Raw genomic sequence first — 17,557 nt, 5'->3', positions numbered from 1 at the left:
TCAAACCTGGTGTTTGAGGCGACGCAGCCGATTAGAATAGCTCCGCATCACTTCAATCGCGAACATGGGTGTATTCTGAATGGCAAACAAAAATCGTTCTTGATTGAGGTACACCAAGCTACAATCACACCGTGCAATGGCCGTCGAGGCCCTTTCTCCAGAAGGTTGGACTAGCGCGCCTTCACCAAATACATCCCCAGCATGAATCGTCTCAACTACTTTGCCCATCACAAATAAGTCGACTTTCCCCGTCAAAAGACCGTACATCACATCTCCAGATTCTCCTTCCGCAAAAATGGTTTCATTGGCCTTTTTGAACAGAGGGGCATCTGCTTTATGAAAAATACTGACGGTTCTTGCTGGTTCTGACATGACTACAGTAAAACTCCTGAGGTTAACTCAAGGTTAAGACATAATTCTTGAATTGGCTTCCCAAACCCTCAAATAATTACATAAATTGATTTCAGCAAATATTATAGACTGGCTTACTGTGGCTCTCTCAAAGAACTGGCATAGCCCTATCCTTTCTCCACGCTCGGACCATTGATGGTGGGTTTCAGGAAAAACGATTGCAGTTAATGCTTAGTTGAACTGGGGTTACGGGCACACTCTAATCGAGCCTAAATAAAACCGTGATGAAGAACCTCCTGGACCTCATCAATCGGTGATTTGTGGGCAAGAGAACCCTCTTTTTTTTGATTAACTTGACCGCCAGTATGTTGGATTGTTTCTGCTGACGTAATTCCTATCAACTTATGCAATACCCATTAACCCTTCAATTTAAATTTTTTGCTCTCGCTCCTCAAATTCTGGTGACGGATCACACAGGCAAACTAATTTTTTATGTCAAACAAAAGCTGTTTAAGCTAAAAGAGCAAATTACTGTCTGTGCAGATGAGGCCCAAACCCAGCAGCTTTACAGCATCAATGCCGATCGCATTATTGATTTTTCGGCTCGGTATCATTTTCGTGATCGCACAGGCCGAGAGCTGGGTTCTGTCAAACGAAAAGGTATGAGATCCCTATGGAAAGCCCATTACGATATTGCTGCGGGGCAGTCGGAAGCACCTATTTTATCCATTCATGAAGAAAACCCCTGGGTCAAAGTGGCGGATGCGCTATTTGCTGAAGTTCCCATTATCGGCATATTTACGGGCTATGTCTTCAACCCTACCTACCTTGTGACTCGTCCTGACGGTAACGTTGTAATGCGCTTTAGCAAAGTACCTGCTTTCCTATCACGAATTTTTACCATCAAGCAAGTAGACAAAATGTCTGAAGACGAACAACAGATTGCCGTTTTAAGCTTGCTGATGATGATTTTGCTAGAGCGAAATCGGGGTTAAGAGTACGGTTTTAGACAGGAGGGATGATTCTAGTAGCCGTTAGCTTTGAGGTTGAGGAGGTACTTTTGCTGTTTGCATCGCCTTAATCAACTCTGCCAGGGACACCTTGAGCTGAATGCCTGAGTCAAAGGCAACTAAATTATTATCCTGCTTCTTCAAGGTCTCGAAGTGCAAATGCGGCCCCGTTGAATTTCCTGTACTTCCCACTAGGCCAATAATCGTGCCTTGAGATACCCACTGGCCCGGCTGCACATAAATCTTCGACAAGTGAGCATACCGCGTCGCCAATTGACCATCCTGGTGATGCAGCAGGATTGCTAAGCCATAGCCGCCCATAAAGCCCGCCGTTTGCACTTGACCTGGGAAGGCTGCCAAAACAGGTGTTCCAGTTGGTGCAGCTAAATCCGTTCCGGTGTGGAAACGGGTGGTCCCCGAAATTGGATGGGTTCGCCAACCAAAGGCAGACGTCACCGAGGCAGGCATCGGTAAGGGAAAAATCATCCGCTGCCGATTGGGGACAAGCCATTTCAACGGATTGGGGGAAGGAGGCAGCAGTTGCAAGGAGGGAGAAGCACTTGCCAATAGATTCGGAGCGGTTTTTGCCCCTGTTACCCAGGGCGTTGGGGCCGTCTTCGGCACATAGGAAGGCGCATAGCTGGGGGTGTGAGCTGCCCATTGAGGTGCTTGGGGCTGGGACTGATAAGCATAGGTTTGAGCCGGAGCAGGCGTATATTGGCGAGTCGGCAACGTTGGTTGTTGAGCTGTTTGGATGCGAGGACCACAAAGGGTCGCTGCCAACACAGGATCAATATTCAGACTGGCCTGACAGCCCGAAACACTTCCAGACAAGACAGTTTCTTGAGCAGCAGGGGCTGAGGCCGTTTCCGCTGTTTCAATACCAGCCGGATCAATAAAAGTATGCTCAGTAGTGGGAGCTGAGGGGGGTTGCTCGGCTACCTGCGGCATGATTTGGGGCGATATGGCCGGAGCCGCAGGAGCTGGGGCAGGCTGGGCAATCGGGGGAGGCGCAACAGGCACTGCAGGTGCGGGGGCGGGTTCCCAAACGGGCTCAGAATCAATAAAGGTATCGACGGGTGGAGCGGCTGGAGCAGGCTCTACAATGGCTGGGCTATTCTCAAGATCAATCGCTTGGGCCTGCTGCTGTAGCGATAACAACCCCATCGACAGGGGCAAACCCAACCCAGTGCAAAGACACAATAGTTGCTGTGGACGGAGACCTGACCGAGGAGAGATTGAACGAGAGTGATGCATCATACCAATTCGATCCTTGAGGGGTGATTCAGTTCGTTGGAGCAGATCAATGGAAAACACATCAGTCAAACAAAGAGAAACAAGGTTGTTTCATGCCTTTAGAATCTAGCAAAGCATACCTGCCCAGAAAGAAGCAACCGCGCAGTTTATTTATTTATCATAGATAATTTCTCACGACCTAACATTCGTTTCCTTTCCCAAGGATCAGAGACTGATAAAATCAGAGTCCTAATCGTTTGGCTAAATCGGCTCTGATGGGCTGGCTCGCCGGGGGATAAATCTTAACTAGACTTAAATATTCTGGAATGATGGCGTGAATACCTTGCATTTGCCACTCCAAATATCCCTGCTCCATTCCTAACAGGGTGAGTGCTGCTAATTGTTCTAGAGAATAAATCGAAGGTGCATTTTCTGAAGGCAAGTCCCTTAAAATCTGGTGTAGGTTAATGGCCTGTTCGGGGACCGGATTGTGCCAATTTAAACCAACCCCTAGAACGGCTGATTGAACGTTCTGCCCTTGGCAATGGGGCTCAATCAGCATCCCACCTAACTTTTGCCCCCACACTAAAACATCATTCGGCCATTTCAACCAGACTGGGATGTGATGCTGTCTGAGGAGACGGGCCAATCCCCAAATCGTCGCTACTGTAATTTGGGCCGTTTGATCGGCTGGGATTTGTGGCGCGATCGCAACGGACAGATATAGCCCGCCTGTCGAGGACTCCCAGGCCCGTCCCCACTGGCCCCGCCCCGCTCGTTGATGACTGGCGATGACGGCTGTTCCAGGTTGTGCCCCCTGGCGAACCAATTCCTTGAGCGTTGTGTTTGTGGAATCGAGCACTTCGAAGTGATGTAACGGGCGTCCCCAAGTTTGGGTCGTTAATTGGTCCTGAAAAGCTGGTAAATCAAATCCCACGACATAGCTGTGACGGGCCACAAAAACCGAAAGCAGCACGCTAGCATGGGTAAGCTTAGCATTGTTTGAGTATCGGTTCTTCTGCCCCTATGCATACTTGGAATTGGCAGACTGCAAATGGCCAGTCTTACCTCACCTGTAGTCTGTTAGACCCGTGGCCGCATGGCTTCTTTACTCGGGCCTTTTTCCCCCTGCCCCCGGCGGAGTTAGCCCCCATCCTTCATCCCCAAGCCCACCCCTTTCGCATTAAACAGGTCCATGGTAATCAGGTTCTAGGAACTGCAGAAGTCCAAACCTATTGGGACCAGTTGTCTGAATCCACCGACACCGCTGAGCCCTTGCCCGAATTCCCCCCCGCTGATGGCCTGATCAGCCAAGATTCAGATCAGGCCATTTGGGTCTGTACGGCAGACTGCACGCCTGTACTGATGGCTGATGTTCGCCTGGGACAGGTTGCAGCAGTTCATGCGGGTTGGCGAGGGACCGCCGCCAAGATTGTGCCCGTCGCCCTCACTCGCTTACAAAATCAGGGCAGTCAGCTCCAGGATATTCGGGTAGCGATGGGACCTGCGATCGCCGGATCGGTCTACCAGGTCACTACTGATGTTGCCGCTCAGGTGGGTCGATCTGTTATCGACCCTAATTTGTCTGAGAAGGATGATGATACGGTCACCAAACAGTTACTCCAAGCTGATCACCCCCCCCTACTGGCCGATCCTGAACCCGGGCGGGTTCGCCTCGATGTCCGCCGTGTTAACGCCATGCAGTTGGAACAGATGGGGCTGTTGCCAGAACAAATTGCGATCGCACCCCACTGCACCTATCAGGAACCCGACATATTCTTCTCCTATCGGCGGGAGCAGCGCAAACAAGTGCAATGGTCGGGGATTGTCAGTCGCTAGGTCCAGACCCTCCAGCTAGGGAATTTAAGAAGTATATTGCAAAGTGATCAAGGTCAGTGAATGTCTAGGTCAAACCATCCATAATAGAACCAAGACTGTATCAGTGCTTTGAGCATTATGAACCATAAAACGGGTGGGATCGACGAAATTTCGGTACTCAAAAAGCAATTGGCGATTAGCCTTAAATTTCATCACAGCGAAACATTAAAAAAATTACCGCTGGACGTCGCAGTTCAAATCATGGCTAGCGTTTGGGATTCCTGTCATCCTGATGTCTCGACCGATGAATTTAGTCATGCAGCGACGGCAGTCATTCCCCAGAAGGATGGAGCGCGGTCCATACAGTCGGTCACGCTTTAGCACTCTGCATATAGCGGGTTGTTTACTCCCCTTTGGTTAGCTTCCGTCTTTAAAGAACTCGAATACAAGCACCCGCCAGTAGGCGTAGCCATGATACAAAGGCTTTGCCAGCCCGGTTGGCAGCTAAATCACATCCGTAAATCAGAACTTCTGCGTCATCGGCTAGGCAATCTCGCCACTGGCGAATCGCGTCCGCATAGGCCCACAAGTTAACCTCGCTCAGTAACGTAGTGCCCAAGCGCATTTGTCCGGGAGCCCCCTGGCAAATTAAATGGAGACGAGATAAACGTTGATACTGACGCATTAGGGTTTGTAACTGAGCAATGCCATCCTCTTGGGTAGACAGGATATGAACCTCCAGTTCCTTGAGGGGACCCGCTAACAAATTCTGGTAACTTTTGACAGCAGCATCGATCACCACAATCGATGGAAACGACTGGGAAGCGGATGCCTGAGACTGAGCAGTAGATAGATTTAAGGCGGGTAATGGATCGGACATCTTCCTTCTCCAGATAATCAGCTCACCCCACAATGGAGCACTGAACCAGCGTTGCCCTGAATCCATTGACGTGTGTATCGGAATTAGTTCCTTCGGTTGACTCAACGGCTGGGCAGATATCTCCTTAGACAGGAGATGTCCCCAATTGGTTCACGTCTTCTATACGCATGTTCAACTAGTTTGGATTTAAATCGATGCACCTACCATTAACCTGGAGATATTGCCATGCCTGATGGTTTATGAGTGGAAGACAATCCTGGCATCACTTAACTCATCTGCCTATACCCAAATTAGATTTGTAAAAGAGGGACTCTTTAATAAAATTATTATTTTTTTACCTCGCTATTGATATCAGTAAGAAGCATAAATTTGACTTACATCAGAGAAAACAAAAATACTAATTTTAGGTGTAATTTTGTATCCAAGTCAGACCTAATTAAAGGCAACAGGCTTGCACTGTTCTTGCTAAAAATATAGGAGTTATGTTTCGTTAGAGTGATTGCTTCATATGGCTTGTTTTTTTGATTATTCCATTTTTAAGGATTTTATTGGCTCCCGAAAACCCTTGTCCCAAAGAAAATCCTTTGCATAAAACAAGATGCTAATGCTGATAAATATATAGTTATTTTTGAACTATTGGAGCATGCAAAATACTAATTTCTACGTTTGAGATTTTGGTAAAACCCCTTGCACCCGGTGATAACCCACCAGCACGTACCGTCATCCAAGCTTATTTCCTGACTATTACTAACTTAAATCCAGATAGCGACATTGATTTAGATGTTGACTTTATATCTGTTACGCCAGGTATTGATCCGCTTGATGGCAATGTTATTACTTTCTTCGATTTTCTTGATGCTAATTCACCGGCTGCTCTCAGTAACACAGCTGATCCCATTAGGAAAAGGAGAACAATAAATATTCCAGCCCGCGACACAGGATTATTTCTGTTACAACCAAATGTCTTTGATCCTGAGGTTTTAGCAGACGCAAATCTAGAAATTCGTGGGCATGTAGAAATATCTGTGAATAATTTTTCACCACTGAATGCGACACAAGAGCTGTTAGTGACTCCAGAACATCGAGGAACCTTCATTCCAGCTAACTTTAATATGCCCATGGTGCCAATCCGAGATTTGGATTTTGATCAGCTTGCTTATGCTCTCCCAGTGGTTGGGGGCAGCGCTTTAGTTGAAGTCAACAAAGCATAAATCCTCACTCTGCTAGGCATTGAGCGCTATTGAACGGTAGTATCCGAACGGTCACCAAAACCTTAAACACTGGAAAACCCTATCTAGGACAACAATCATTCTAGGTAGGGTAAATGCAGCGAGTGATTGGGTTTACTTCGCAAATTGCGGCTTTACAAGAGAAAGAGGTTTATAGAGATTCCTTGACGATTAAATCAACCAGCCCTTGGATCATGCGATCGCGCTCAAAAGGCACTACTTCTCTGGCATAAAGCAACTCCTGAAAAATCACGTAGTGAACCAGACTGCCGATAAAGATCCGAGCAGTCGCTTCGGGGTCTTTCAGTTTCAGACCCGATTGCGAGCCGAGATAATCCGTCAGTAATAATAGGAAGCAGCGAGGCGTATGATGGCTAAAGGCTCGCGCTAGCTCTGGAAATCGACCAGACTCGCCAATAATCAGCCGCATAAAGGCTAGAAAGGGCTTATCTTCAAGAATGTTTGCCAGCAGAGTGCTAGCGAGATGATGCAGCACTTGCCGAGGCGGACCCTGCAACCGTTGTCCCTGCGGTGATCCATAGACCGCCTGAAATTTTTGCTCTTGGAGTTGCTGAACTAAAGCGATAAATAGCCCTTCTTTGTCCTTGAAATGGCTATAGACTGTGGCCTTAGACACTTTTGCTGCTGTTGCAACCCGATCCATGGTGGTGGCGGCATAGCCATGGGCCAAAAACTCTTGCATCGCCCCTGACAAAATAGCGTTGCGTTTCGCTCCAGAGAGCTGACGGTCGGAGGTAGGAGTTCTAGTGTCCATTTTGGGCAAGGGGCGAGAAAACGCCAAATCTTGAGCAGTTAAAACCAATCGTTTCTTCCCCATCCTAGGGCAAAGTGGGATCTGCCTTGACAGGACTAAACTAATCGGTTTAGTCTAATAGTAGCAAACCTAAACTAAACTGTTTAGTTAGTTATTTCGGAGACAATCAATGGTCTCAAACACCGTGTCCCCACAATCCCACTTCAAATGGCCGCGTGCAGCATGGGTTGCGATCGCAGCGGCCTTAGCATTAGGCGGAACCTCTGTTTGGGCTTTGCGGCAATACGCCAGTTCTAGCGGGACATCCGAAGTCCCTTCCGCGCCGATTGTGATTAAAACTGTTACGGCGCTGGGGCGTTTGGAACCTCAAGGAGAACTCATGCAGCTCTCAGCTCCTAGCAGCGTGGAAGGCAACCGCATTGCTCAGCTCCTAGTTAAAGAGGGGGAGACGGTGTCCGCCGGGCAAGTGATCGCTATCCTCGATAGTCGCGATCGATTGCAGGCCGATTTGCTCACGGCGCAAGAGCAAGTGCGGGTTGCAGAAGCAGAGTTGGCACGGATTAAAGCAGGAGCCAAACAGGGGGAAATTGCGGCTCAAAAAGCGGAAATTGCTCGCTTAGACGCTCAACGGCAAGGGGAAATGACGGCTCAATCCGCCACTGTTGCCCGCCAACGGGCTGAGGTTGACAATGCCCAGGCCGAATTCGACCGCTATCAGTCCCTCTATCAAAAAGGGGCGATCTCGGCCTCAGAGCGCGATCAAAAACAGTTGGTGTTGCAAACGGCTCAACGGCGGCTGCAGGAAGCCCAAGCAGTCGCTAATCGTCTACGGGCGGTCCAATCTCCTGAACTCATCTCGGCTCGGGCCAGACTGAATCAAATTTCGGAAGTGCGGCCAGTAGATGTGCAAGTGGCCCAAGCCAATATCAATCAGGCCCGTGCCAGCGTTAAGCAAGCTCAAGCCAGACTGGATCAAGCTTATGTCAAAGCCCCCCAAACGGGCGTGGTGTTGGATATCTATACCCATCCAGGGGAAGTGGTGGGAACAGACGGCATTTTAGAGTTGGGCCAAACCCAGCAAATGTATGCCGTGGCTGAGGTATATCAAAGTGATGTCCATAAAATTAAAACGGGCCAGACTGCCAAGGTGAGCAGTGACGCCTTACCCCAAACCCTGACGGGCACTGTGGCTCGGATCAGCACAAAAGTCCGTCGGCAATCCATCATCAATACAGACCCCAGCGAGAATATCGATGGCCGCGTGGTGGAGGTTTACGTCAAGCTGGATAACCCCTCGAGCCTGCAGGCCGCCCAATTTACCAATTTGCAAGTGAACGTGGCGGTGCAGCTATGAAGGCCTTAAAACCCCTGTCCCAACGCACGCCTCTAGGATGGTTACAGCTCAGTCATGAAAAAGGGCGGTTTTTAGTTGCTATCGCCGGGATTGCCTTTGCCGACATCCTGATGTTTATGCAGATGGGGTTTCAGGACTCCCTCTTTGTCAGCAATACCCAACTGCATCGCTCCCTTAACGCCGACGTGGTGTTGCTAAGTCCCCAGGCTCGGAATTTACAGGCTCTTTCTACCTTTACCCGACGGCGACTCTTTCAGGCTCAGGATATTCCCGGCGTAAAGTCAGCAGAGCCTTTATATGTGAGCACCCTTAACTGGAAAAATCCTCAGACCAAGCGAGAAACAGTGGTTCAGGTTTTAGGGTTTAATCCTGATCGACCCGCTCTGACCTTGCCAGGACTGAGCCAGAAACTGTCCCAGGTGAAGCAACCCGATACATTTTTGCTCGATCGCGGGGCTCGGGGAGATTATGCTGAGACCTTTGCCCAAATTGACCAAGGGAAATTGGTGCAAACGGAAGCCCAACGACGCACCATCACGATTTCTGGACTATTCCGGATGGGTGCTTCCTTTGGCGCCGATGGCACATTAGTGACGAGCGATCAAAACTTTTTACTGCAGTTCCCTCGACGGCAAGCGGCCAGCGTTAATTTGGGGCTGATTCAACTGGAGGAGAATGCCAATGCGGAACAGGTTGTGGCCGCCCTTGACGATCATCTGCCTGAAGATGTACGAGTGCTCACCCTGGAGCAGTTTATCGCGTTTGAAACAGCCTATTGGCAAGTGCGAAGCCCTGTTGGGTTTATTTTCGGGCTGGGCACGGCCATGGCCTTTGTGGTGGGAGTGGTCATTGTCTACCAGGTCTTATCTACGGACGTCAATGCTCATATCCGCGAGTACGCCACCTTTAAGGCGATGGGCTATCAGAATCGCTACCTGCTGGGCGTGGTATTTGAAGAAGCGATTATTTTGGCCTTGTTTGGATTTATTCCCGGAGCAATCCTACCTGTGGGGCTTTACGGCCTGACCCGCTCTGCCACGGCTCTTCCCGTATTTATGACCACGGCTCGGGCGATCACGGTGTTTCTGCTAACGGTGGTGATGTGTTCCCTTTCGGGCGCGATCGCAACCCGGAAACTCCAATCCGCTGACCCCGCTGATATGTTCTAGCCCCAAGAATCTTAACCATGAAAGACCCCGTTATCTCTATCCGCAATCTCGATCACTACTTCGGTCACGGTCGCCTGCGCAAACAGGTGTTGTTTAATACCCACCTAGACATTGAAGCAGGGGAAATTGTATTGATGACCGGGCCATCCGGGTCCGGGAAAACGACGCTACTGACCCTAGTGGGTGGGTTGAGATCAGCTCAAAGTGGCAGCCTTAAAATTCTGGGTCAAGAATTAGCAGGGGCAAAAGAAAAAGATCTGGTGCAAGCCCGTCGCCATAATGGCTATATTTTCCAGGCCCACAATTTACACCGCAGTTTAACGGCCCTGCAAAACGTAAAAATGGGTCTAGAAGTAACCGGCACCCGGTCGCCCCAAGCAATGGTGGAGCAAGCAACCACTATTCTCAATCAAGTCGGACTGGGCGATCATATTCACTACTATCCCGATGATCTGTCTGGGGGACAGAAGCAGCGGGTTGCGATCGCACGGGCGTTAGTCAGTCACCCCGCCATTGTCCTTGCCGATGAACCCACGGCAGCCCTGGATAGTAAGTCCGGTCGAGATGTGGTGAATCTCATGCAAACCCTGGCTAAAGATCAGGGTTGCACGATTTTACTCGTTACTCACGACAACCGCATTCTCGATGTGGCCGATCGGATTGTCCATATGGAAGATGGTCGATTGGAAACCAACACGCTGACAGCAGAAGCTCCTCCGCAAGCTGCTTAACCTTGGCCTATGCCTCAAAGGCTGAGCAAAATGAAAGCGATGGGAGTAAGCCTCCTATGTGGTTACAGAATGCCTCCGATTGTACTGGCTTTAGTGGCGGTTATTGGAGCACTGGAAGCACAGTTTTAGGTGTGGTTTGGGTTGTTTTATGGAAGACTTCGGGCGTATCCCGAAGTTAGGAGAGTTGACTCTGAACGCCTCTAAGGCCCTCACCCCCATCCCCTCTCCCAGGATTGGGAGAGGGGAGCTAGATTCTACATAGATCTTGCATTTCTCCCTCCTCGCCCAAGGTTGGGAGAGGGGGGCTGGGGGGGTGAGGGCCAAGCTTCAAGATACTTTCCCCCAAATGATATGGATGCCCCAGAAGTCTTCGGCGATCACAATGACTTCCTCGTCGATTAGATAATAAATGCGCCAGTTAGTATCTTGATCACAAATGCATAACCCATGATATTCATCAATGCTAAGCCAAATATGGCTTTAAGCTCTATGCCCTTTGTATTATGAGCAATCATGAATCATGTCCATTATCTGCTGGAGCCTGCTCAGCCCCAAGATATAGCTAAAATTATGCATTGGCTGAACTGGTATATAGCGATGTGCTTTAACCGGATGCTCAATCGCAGTGGGCATTTTTGGGAGAAACGTTATCACAGTAAGGGGTTTCCGAATACGGATAAACGCAGGGCTTTGAATACGTTGCGCTATATCCATGCCAACCCCAAAGCAGCCAAGATGCAGCAGGGCTTTTTCTATGACTACAGCAACTATGGCAGCTATGAGCGGCTAACGAGCGATGCGATGGTATGAGCCAATGGCATCCGGCATTTTTGGCCTTGGGAGCAACGATTGAAATTTGTGCTAAGGCCTATCGTCGTTTTTGTCTGGGGTATAAATATAAACCGAAGCCCAAGCCACCTCAGAAAAACCATTGGGGAACAAAGTTGCTGGCAAAACTGAAGTTAAAACGGAAACCCCGAAAGCCATCGCCGGGGCAAACTCGGTTGCCTTGGGATGATGGGGATGATGTAGATCCAAAGATTCAATCGGTGGCGATGAAGTTTGTATTAGCAAATTGCTTGAACCCGGAGGTGGTAAGAACTCGGTATGAACCGAATCTTAACCCACCATAAGTAAAAAATAGGGGTTTGCTAGGTGCCAGGTAAGGAAACACTGAAAGGACGGATTTTATGTTGTTCTGAATGTGGAAATGAAATTTAAAAAAATCTCAAGACTGTCCCGTGCTACAGTCTATAAGTCTTTGCGCGAGAAAAAAACCCACACCATCAAATCCCAACCTCCAAACCCACAACCCCCCCACCCTTCCAAACCCAAAAGGAAATTCTCCGGGGAGAGCTTTTTTTAGGTCGAAGGTGAGTTGTTCATACTCTAACCACTTGCCATTCTTTTTCCAACCAACGCGATCGCAGAACTTTTCCCAACCATCATTGTAGTCTGTAGGACTCCCGCATTCTTCCCAAATCTGCTTTTGCACACTGAAGCCCCATTTCCCTTCGCTGTACTTTGCCCATAGACGATCTAGTGTTTGCAGGTCTTCATAGGGAAATGTTTTGAGGTCGTTCTCGCTAAACCAATCTCCATCCTTTTTCCTACATGTGGTGATCATCAACCGATAGGTTTCTTGATCGGCTTCTTTCCAATGCTGCTTTTTCAGCAGATCCTCCAGTTTTTGGTATTTGGGATCAGCAGTAATTTTTGGTGGATGGTCAGAGATATCTGTGGGGGCTGGTTTGCGCTGCTCCATTTTACTGGAAACAGTTTCAGGTTGCTTAGGTGGGGAAGCTAAATCCAGCTCTTGGGCAATGGCTTTCTCAATACGCTGGGCATCCTCTTCGCCCAACAATAAGTTCTGACAAATTTCAGTTAAACGACGCCGTTGCCGTGAAGTAGGCAACGTCCCATCCTCCACAGCGGTTCTGAAGTACTTGGCATAGTTTTGTCGTTGCGTCGCCCGAACCAAGTAAGGGGATTGGATTTTCTCCTCAATCGCCAAAGCCTCTTCTGGAGAAAGCCCTAAACGTGCTCGACAGGTCTCTAGGCTGCCGCGATCCAGCTCGTCTTCAATGCAACCACTAAAAACTAGATGCAACTCCTCATCCAGTTCTTGGAAAATCCGATCGACCTCTTGGCGATATTCCAGCTTTGGATCAGGTTTAGGGGCACGAACAATCGGTAAATCGAACCCAGTATCTATGGCAATAATCTTGGGCCGATAGCTGCCTTTACGTTCAATTTCAAACCGTCGATCCGCATATTCATGCAAATTCCGCGCCACAATCCAGTCCCCTTGGCCTGGATAGGCGGCCCCTTCCATCCCCTCAATTAAGAATCGGGTATACAAGGACAAACCATCCCGTTCTTGCAAAGCAACCTTAGCAGCACTGGAAGACGCTAAGATGACCCGACCGCTTGCTTTCAGTTCATCAAAATCAATGTCTCCCTCCCCTTTCGTTAGGAGATCAGCAATCTTGCCGCCATAGCAGCAGTCCAAAATAACCACGATCTGCTTAGCGCAGCTCAAATCCATCTGGCGTTTCAAGAACCCCGCAGACAAAGCACTAGATTCAATGAGTCTGCCATTTTCCTTTCGCGAGTTCTGACCACAAAGGTGTAGCTGTTGGTTGGCGAGTCCTCCACTGCCTAAATCTCCATGCCCAGAAAAATAGAATAGCAGTAGATCTTCAGCATCTTTCCCAGAGAAGAAACTTTCAATGGCCGTTTCTAAAGATATACGAGAGCAATTGTTGAGGTCTTCTACTTCAAAGGCACCACACTCAGGATCTCTAAGAATTCCCACCATTGCCTGGACATCCTTAAAACTTCCTGGCAGTGGCTCAAACCCTTCCCCGTATTCACTAATTCCTACTAATAAAGCAGTCCGCTTACCCATTGTGCGCTCGTTTCTCTGCTTCTATCCTACTGACAAAATCCTCGAAATCTTTCTGAGCTGACTGCCGATCTTGATCATTCCGTCCTTCAAATTCAAATTCCAGATCGCCATATTTAAATTTCACTTTGGTTGTGGTACCCACTAACCGCTCATACAGCCATTTGCCAACATCCTTGAGGGTATCCAGATTAATTTTGATATCCAGTAAACTACTGCTCTCATCTCCCATGAAGCGATAGTTTGGGTCAGCAGACTTACTTGAAAATTCAGTAGTTGTTACAGTCGCTTCCTGATTCTCTAGCTCTACCGCTAAAGTAGTCAGAATCGCTTGCAATTTTTCATCCGTGGCCTGACTATCTTCAACTGCAACTTTTAACTCAATAGAGTCATCCATAGGCTTCATCAAGTAACCCAATTCCACACATCACCTAATCTATCAGTAGCCATTTCGATTCTTGTGGGAAATGAAGATTATTCAAACAATTGAACTTAGAATATCTGTCGATTAACTGGATCAAAAAGAAAAAATTTGCGTTCTTTTAGAAACAATTATTCCGACACTACAATCACAGATATTGCAATCATCTCAAAATTGAGTCCTGCAACCATCACCAACCGAACACTACAACGTGTCCAAGACAACTAAGTTTATTTTGGGAAGGTGCCATAAGTTCAGCCGCCAGATCTGACAGCACATCCACGGGGGGACACAGTCGTTAACAAGCCAACCGATGAGTCCGTTCTCCATATTTACCCTCCTCTACATGACCGCCTTCCTGCTAGAAATGCAGGAAAAGTGGAAAGCCCCTGGCTTTGCCCTCGCCTTTTTGGCACTAATCACGGTCTTCGTCTTCACCCGAATCACCCGGATCAAGTTTTTTACCTTCCTAATCCTCTCCACCGCCTACTTCCTAATTTTTCGCTTCCCCGACGTCGCCAACCACGTCAACTTCCTGATTTACCTCAACCTCGCTCTAATGGCGGGCATGGTCTACGCCTGGATCAAACAGGCCAGCACCGACCACTACTACGCCATGATGCGCCCCGTCCTCAGAGCCTCCTTGCTCGGCGTCTACTTCTGGGCCGGATTCCATAAACTTAATACCGACTTTCTTATTCCCCAAGTCTCCTGCTCCAGCATGATGCTGTATCGGATTTTGGATATGGTCCAATCCAACCTCCTGGGCATTCCAGTCATGCTCATTGTGATTGCCCTCGCCCTTACAGGACTTTGGCAAGGACTGATCCGTCCCAGACTCAAATCCTCGAACTTCCCAAAAATTCTGCTGCTCGCCTTACTCACCTGTGGCGGCATCCTGCTCTACACTTTCGGGTTTGCTGAACGAGATTACGTTCTACTCCCCGAGATCATCCTGCAAGTCAATATTTACTTTGTCCTAGCTTGGGAATTATTGGGGAGTCTCTTGCTGTTGGTGCCTAGATTACAGGCCCCAATCCTATTGCTCTCATGGCTGATGCATGCTTTTATTGCCATGATTGGCTTTGTTGATTTTAGTGCCCTAGCCGGGAGCTTACTCTTCACCTTTATCCCCGATCGCACCCTGCAACACTGGCAAGAACAAGCTGAAATCTCCCTGGGGGGACGAAAGATGCACCGGGCGCGACTGTATTTTGGCATCAATGCCTTTGCAGGGATATTCTCCGCCCTGTATTACCTCGCCTATTTAGATTTCGATATCAAAGTCACCGCCGGGGCCATTTTAAACCTCGCCTCAATCCTCTTTCTCTGGCCCATCCTCACCCAGCTTTTTACCCCTAAAAATAGACTCGATTGGCAAGGACTCCCCGTTCTCAACGCCTCCATGCCCAAATTTATGGGAGTGTTTTTAATTGGCCTCTGCTGTTTCGGTCTGATGCCCTACCTCGGACTCCGCACCGCTGGAACCTTCTCCATGTTCAGTAATCTCCGCACCGAAGGCCCTCGCTCCAACCATTTATTGCTAGCCAGCAATCCTCTCAAACAGTGGGGCTATCAGGAAGATGTGGTTTGGGTCCTGGACTTGCCCCCAGAGATAGTTGAAAGGGGCTCTAAAAATGCAGAACTAATAGGGAGTGCCCTCCCCGTGGTTGAGTTTAAGAAAATGATCTACGACTGGACCCAAGCGGGGCAAACCGTGCCTGTGGTCTTTGAATATCAAGGGCAACTCTACGACAGTCCGAATATTGTCCAGGATCCGAAATGGCAGACGCCCCAGCGCAATTGGGAGATGTATTTGATGGCTTTTCGGGTGATTGAACCTGAAAATTCTGGCCCGAATTTATGTCGGTGGTAGGCAGCCAAGACAAGCTATGAATTGATGCGCTATGGTTGCTTCAGTGATCTGAATGGCAGTTGAAGGCTTTACCTCGATGGTTCTTACCCAAGAAGCTTCGCTGTGACTGCATCTTTTAAGTGAGGAGTGAAACTGTGCAGAAAACCTTATTTTTAAGTCCCCCCTCTTTTGATGGATTTGATGGGGGTGCTGGCGCTCGATATCAGGCCAAACGAGAAATTACCTCCTTTTGGTATCCCACCTGGCTGGCCCAACCTGCAGCCTTAGTGCCAGGAAGTAAGCTGATTGATGCCCCTCCCCATGAACAAACCGTCGAAGATGTGCTTAAGGTCGCCAAGGATTATGACTTGGTGATTATGCATACCAGCACACCTTCCCTTGCCAATGATGTCAAATGTGCGGAAGCGATCAAGGCCCAAAAACCGGACACACGGGTTGGCTTTATTGGGGCCCACGTTGCCGTTTTACCGGAAGAAACCCTGCGGGATAACCCCATTATTGATTTTGTTTGTCGCAACGAATTTGACTATACCTGCAAAGGTGTGGCCGAAGGCCTGCCGCTGTCAGAGATCAAGGGGCTCAGCTATCGCGATCAGGATAATCAAATTCAACACAATCCCGAGCGGGACCTGATCCACGACTGGGATGCCATGCCGAGCGTCTTGCCCGTTTATGCTCGTGATTTGGATATCAAAAAGTACTTTATTGGCTATCTGCTCCACCCCTATATTTCCTTTTATACCGGGCGTGGCTGTCCGGCTAAGTGCTCCTTCTGTTTGTGGCCCCAAACCATTGGTGGCCATAATTACCGCGCTAAAAGCCCTGAGGCTGTGGGCAAAGAAATGGAGCAGGCCAAATACCTGTTCGGGGATACGGTGCGGGAATATATGTTTGATGACGATACGTTTACGATTGATAAACCGCGTGCGATCGCAATCAGTGAACATCTCAAACGTCTCAAACTTACCTGGAGCTGCAACGCTCGGGCCAACCTGGATTACGACACTCTCAAGCAGCTACGGGATAATGGACTCCGGCTATTGTTAGTGGGTTTTGAGTCCGGCAATCAGCAAATTCTAGACGGCATCAATAAGGGCATCAAACTGGAAGTGGCCCGGAAGTTTATGGCCAACTGTCGCAAACTCGGTATCACCGTCCACGGCACCTTTATTATTGGCCTTCCCAACGAAAGCCAGGAAACCATCGAGGAGACGATTCGGTTTGCCTGTGAGGTGAATCCTCATACGATTCAGGTATCGATTGCAGCGCCATACCCTGGTACAGCCCTTTACGCCCAGGCTAAAGAGAATAATTGGTTTAGCGATACCTCTCTGTTAGCGGACTCGGGGATTCAAACCTCAACCTTGGCGTATCCCAATCTCTCAAGTGCCGCGATTGAGGATGCTGTCGAGCGCATGTATCGCCGCTTCTACTTCCGGCCTCAAGCGATTATTCCAATTGTGGGAGAAATGCTAGGAGACCCGCAAATGTTGGTTCGCCGTCTGCGGGAAGGGCGGGAGTTCTTTGCCTATTTGAAGGAACGACAAACTGAGGCAGCAGCTAAAGTTTGAGGTTATCAAGTATCGCCTCAAGGTTTGAGTGGCCTGAATCGATTCCCTCCCTCTTCGGAGGGGGGAGTCAGCGATCTTTGTAACCATGAAATCTGCAGTTTATTAGGGAACCATCAAATACATATTGATTTCATTGGGGGTTATGCAAGTGATGATCAAACTGGGCAGCAGGGACCATAAACAACTGTTCTGTCGTAGCTTTTTAGACACCTATTTGGATTACGAGCC

16 protein-coding genes and 1 pseudogene are annotated in these 17,557 nt (G+C 48.8%); 10 read left to right on the top strand and 7 right to left on the bottom strand.

The window, feature by feature from the left end:
* On the bottom strand, positions 1 to 372 hold the full coding sequence (locus Q0991_RS12160; RefSeq protein ID WP_299488861.1) for a Crp/Fnr family transcriptional regulator: 372 nt from the start codon (positions 370 to 372) through the stop codon (positions 1 to 3).
* 383 nt (positions 373 to 755) lie between these two features.
* Between Q0991_RS12160 and Q0991_RS12155 the strand changes: the two genes are divergently transcribed.
* A complete protein-coding gene (locus Q0991_RS12155; protein ID WP_299488859.1) occupies positions 756 to 1,346 on the top strand; it encodes a hypothetical protein in 591 nt (196 codons plus the stop codon).
* A gap of 39 nt (positions 1,347 to 1,385) precedes the next feature.
* Here Q0991_RS12155 and Q0991_RS12150 read toward each other — a convergent pair whose 3' ends face one another.
* Complete coding sequence (locus tag Q0991_RS12150) at positions 1,386 to 2,678, bottom strand: peptidoglycan DD-metalloendopeptidase family protein (RefSeq protein WP_299488881.1); 1,293 nt, start codon at positions 2,676 to 2,678, stop codon at positions 1,386 to 1,388.
* Positions 2,679 to 2,838: 160 nt separating this feature from the next.
* Positions 2,839 to 3,573, bottom strand: a complete 735-nt coding sequence (locus tag Q0991_RS12145; protein ID WP_299488857.1) for a biotin--[acetyl-CoA-carboxylase] ligase — start codon at positions 3,571 to 3,573, stop codon at positions 2,839 to 2,841.
* A 50-nt stretch (positions 3,574 to 3,623) separates the two neighbouring features.
* Between Q0991_RS12145 and pgeF the strand changes: the two genes are divergently transcribed.
* Positions 3,624 to 4,436 (top strand): peptidoglycan editing factor PgeF, encoded by an 813-nt coding sequence (gene pgeF, locus Q0991_RS12140; protein WP_299488855.1) that lies wholly within the window; start codon positions 3,624 to 3,626, stop codon positions 4,434 to 4,436.
* A gap of 117 nt (positions 4,437 to 4,553) precedes the next feature.
* Entirely contained in the window at positions 4,554 to 4,796 is a 243-nt protein-coding gene (locus Q0991_RS12135; protein WP_299488854.1) for a hypothetical protein, read from the top strand.
* Between the two features lie 49 nt (positions 4,797 to 4,845).
* Here Q0991_RS12135 and Q0991_RS12130 read toward each other — a convergent pair whose 3' ends face one another.
* A complete protein-coding gene (locus Q0991_RS12130) occupies positions 4,846 to 5,295 on the bottom strand; it encodes a DUF4347 domain-containing protein (RefSeq protein ID WP_299488852.1) in 450 nt (149 codons plus the stop codon).
* A gap of 674 nt (positions 5,296 to 5,969) precedes the next feature.
* Here Q0991_RS12130 and Q0991_RS12125 point away from each other — a divergent pair.
* Positions 5,970 to 6,506, top strand: coding sequence for a hypothetical protein (locus Q0991_RS12125; RefSeq protein WP_299488850.1), 537 nt, complete (start codon positions 5,970 to 5,972; stop codon positions 6,504 to 6,506).
* A gap of 169 nt (positions 6,507 to 6,675) precedes the next feature.
* On the opposite strand, the gene Q0991_RS12120 is transcribed toward Q0991_RS12125, so the two are convergent.
* The gene (locus Q0991_RS12120; RefSeq protein ID WP_299488848.1) at positions 6,676 to 7,299 is read right to left on the bottom strand and encodes a TetR/AcrR family transcriptional regulator; all 624 of its coding nucleotides are present in this window, start codon (positions 7,297 to 7,299) and stop codon (positions 6,676 to 6,678) included.
* A gap of 169 nt (positions 7,300 to 7,468) precedes the next feature.
* Between Q0991_RS12120 and Q0991_RS12115 the strand changes: the two genes are divergently transcribed.
* From Q0991_RS12115 to Q0991_RS25160, 4 genes and pseudogenes are all read left to right on the top strand, one after another.
* Complete coding sequence (locus Q0991_RS12115) at positions 7,469 to 8,653, top strand: ABC exporter membrane fusion protein (protein WP_299488845.1); 1,185 nt, start codon at positions 7,469 to 7,471, stop codon at positions 8,651 to 8,653.
* On the top strand, positions 8,650 to 9,822 hold the full coding sequence (gene devC, locus Q0991_RS12110; protein WP_299488842.1) for an ABC transporter permease DevC: 1,173 nt from the start codon (positions 8,650 to 8,652) through the stop codon (positions 9,820 to 9,822). Before Q0991_RS12115 ends, devC begins: the two co-directional genes overlap by 4 nt.
* A 17-nt stretch (positions 9,823 to 9,839) precedes the next feature.
* A complete protein-coding gene (locus tag Q0991_RS12105; RefSeq protein ID WP_299488839.1) occupies positions 9,840 to 10,553 on the top strand; it encodes a DevA family ABC transporter ATP-binding protein in 714 nt (237 codons plus the stop codon).
* Between the two features lie 470 nt (positions 10,554 to 11,023).
* Positions 11,024 to 11,686, top strand: a pseudogene (locus Q0991_RS25160) (transposase); the annotation flags it as partial.
* A 95-nt stretch (positions 11,687 to 11,781) separates the two neighbouring features.
* Here Q0991_RS25160 and Q0991_RS12090 read toward each other — a convergent pair.
* Both Q0991_RS12090 and Q0991_RS12085 read right to left on the bottom strand, forming a co-directional pair.
* Complete coding sequence (locus Q0991_RS12090; RefSeq protein ID WP_299488831.1) at positions 11,782 to 13,464, bottom strand: GUN4 domain-containing protein; 1,683 nt, start codon at positions 13,462 to 13,464, stop codon at positions 11,782 to 11,784.
* A complete protein-coding gene (locus Q0991_RS12085; protein ID WP_299488829.1) occupies positions 13,457 to 13,858 on the bottom strand; it encodes a hypothetical protein in 402 nt (133 codons plus the stop codon). Before Q0991_RS12085 ends, Q0991_RS12090 begins: the two co-directional genes overlap by 8 nt.
* A 337-nt stretch (positions 13,859 to 14,195) precedes the next feature.
* On the opposite strand from Q0991_RS12085, the gene Q0991_RS12080 reads away from it, so the two are divergent.
* The gene (locus Q0991_RS12080) at positions 14,196 to 15,758 is read left to right on the top strand and encodes a hypothetical protein (protein ID WP_299488827.1); all 1,563 of its coding nucleotides are present in this window, start codon (positions 14,196 to 14,198) and stop codon (positions 15,756 to 15,758) included.
* Between the two features lie 134 nt (positions 15,759 to 15,892).
* Positions 15,893 to 17,329 (top strand): hopanoid biosynthesis associated radical SAM protein HpnJ, encoded by a 1,437-nt coding sequence (hpnJ, locus tag Q0991_RS12075; RefSeq protein WP_299488825.1) that lies wholly within the window; start codon positions 15,893 to 15,895, stop codon positions 17,327 to 17,329.
* Positions 17,330 to 17,557: the final 228 nt, after the last annotated feature.

This window comes from Acaryochloris sp. IP29b_bin.137, from assembly GCF_028285745.1.
In the GTDB taxonomy this organism is placed as follows: domain Bacteria; phylum Cyanobacteriota; class Cyanobacteriia; order Thermosynechococcales; family Thermosynechococcaceae; genus Acaryochloris.
Note: the sequence above shows the minus strand (reverse complement) of the source record. Positions and strands in the feature narration are given on the sequence as shown.

What these genes read in the sequence shown, in the direction of transcription:
- pgeF (WP_299488855.1), top strand. Translation starts at nt 3,624, where the DNA reads ATGCATACTTGGAATTGGCAGACTGCAAATGGCCAGTCTTACCTCACC.
- Q0991_RS12090 (WP_299488831.1), bottom strand. Translation starts at nt 13,464, where the DNA reads ATGGGTAAGCGGACTGCTTTATTAGTAGGAATTAGTGAATACGGGGAA.
- Q0991_RS12115 (WP_299488845.1), top strand. Translation starts at nt 7,469, where the DNA reads ATGGTCTCAAACACCGTGTCCCCACAATCCCACTTCAAATGGCCGCGT.
- Q0991_RS12135 (WP_299488854.1), top strand. Translation starts at nt 4,554, where the DNA reads ATGAACCATAAAACGGGTGGGATCGACGAAATTTCGGTACTCAAAAAG.
- devC (WP_299488842.1), top strand. Translation starts at nt 8,650, where the DNA reads ATGAAGGCCTTAAAACCCCTGTCCCAACGCACGCCTCTAGGATGGTTA.
- Q0991_RS12160 (WP_299488861.1), bottom strand. Translation starts at nt 372, where the DNA reads ATGTCAGAACCAGCAAGAACCGTCAGTATTTTTCATAAAGCAGATGCC.
- Q0991_RS12085 (WP_299488829.1), bottom strand. Translation starts at nt 13,858, where the DNA reads ATGGATGACTCTATTGAGTTAAAAGTTGCAGTTGAAGATAGTCAGGCC.
- Q0991_RS12105 (WP_299488839.1), top strand. Translation starts at nt 9,840, where the DNA reads ATGAAAGACCCCGTTATCTCTATCCGCAATCTCGATCACTACTTCGGT.
- Q0991_RS12155 (WP_299488859.1), top strand. Translation starts at nt 756, where the DNA reads ATGCAATACCCATTAACCCTTCAATTTAAATTTTTTGCTCTCGCTCCT.
- Q0991_RS12130 (WP_299488852.1), bottom strand. Translation starts at nt 5,295, where the DNA reads ATGTCCGATCCATTACCCGCCTTAAATCTATCTACTGCTCAGTCTCAG.
- Q0991_RS12080 (WP_299488827.1), top strand. Translation starts at nt 14,196, where the DNA reads ATGAGTCCGTTCTCCATATTTACCCTCCTCTACATGACCGCCTTCCTG.
- Q0991_RS12120 (WP_299488848.1), bottom strand. Translation starts at nt 7,299, where the DNA reads ATGGACACTAGAACTCCTACCTCCGACCGTCAGCTCTCTGGAGCGAAA.